This window comes from Streptomyces sp. NRRL B-24484, from assembly GCF_000717715.1.
Taxonomy (GTDB): Bacteria; Actinomycetota; Actinomycetes; order Streptomycetales; family Streptomycetaceae; genus Kitasatospora.
The window spans coordinates 1-988 of the sequence record NZ_JOAI01000129.1; the positions used below are offsets into that span (position 1 = coordinate 1).

General features: G+C 70.6%; 2 protein-coding genes. Both read left to right on the top strand.

Features of this window, described 5'->3' with window-relative positions:
• A partial coding sequence (locus IE98_RS0141550) for an ATP-binding cassette domain-containing protein (protein WP_030277944.1) occupies nt 1-558 on the top strand: 558 nt, incomplete at its 5' end.
• The coding region (locus IE98_RS0141555; protein ID WP_030277945.1) for an ABC transporter permease subunit at nt 555-988 on the top strand (434 nt) is incomplete at its 3' end. The genes IE98_RS0141550 and IE98_RS0141555, both read left to right, overlap by 4 nt.

Genomic DNA, 988 nt, shown 5'->3' on the forward strand with positions numbered 1-988 from the left:
CCCGGCGCCGTGATCCGCGCGGGCCTCGGCCTCGCCCCCGAGGAACGCAAGGCCCAGGCCCTGTTCCTGCACCGCTCGATCCGCGACAACACCTCCACCGTCGTCCTGGAACGCCTGCGCCGCTTCCGCTTCGTCAAGCGCGCCGCCGAACGCGACCTCGCCCAGCAGTACGCGGACCGGCTCCGGGTCCGCACCCCGTCCATCGAACACGAGGTCCGCAAACTCTCCGGCGGCAACCAGCAGAAGGTCGTCCTCGCCCGCTGGCTCGCCCGCAAACCCAAGGTCCTCATCCTGGACGAGCCCACCCGCGGCATCGACGTCGGCGCCAAGGCCGAGATCTACCAGATCATCGCCGACCTCGCCGCCGACGGCGTCGCCATCCTCGTCATCTCCTCCGAACTCCCCGAGGTCCTCGGCCTCGCCGACCGCATCGTCGTCATGCAGAACGGCCGCATCACCGGCGAACTCGACCGCGCCCAGGCCACCGAGGAAGCCATCCTCAACCTCGCCATGGCCGACGACATCGCCCCTGCCCGCACCCCTGGAGCCCCCGCATGAGCACCACGACCACCACCCCGCCCGCCACCGCCGGCACCCCCAAGCCGCGCAGGAACGCGAGCCCGCTCGCGTTCCTCACCTCCGTCGGCGGACAGAACCTCAGCCTCATCGGCGCCCTGGTCGTCGTCCTCGCCCTCTTCGGCACCCTCAACACCAACTACCTCAGCATCTCCAACATCCAGGTCATCGCCGAGGCCGCCACCATCACCGGCCTGCTCGCCGTCGTCCAGACCGTCGTCATCATCTGCGGCGGCCTCGACATCTCCGTCGGCTCCCAGGCCGGCGTCGCCTCGGTCGTCAGCGCCATGGCCTTCACCGCCGCCAGCTCCAACCCCCTCGTCGGCATGGCCGCCGCCGTCGCCGTCGGCATCCTCGTCGGCGTCCTCAACGGACTGGTCATCGTCTACGGCCGCGTCAACCCCACCATCGC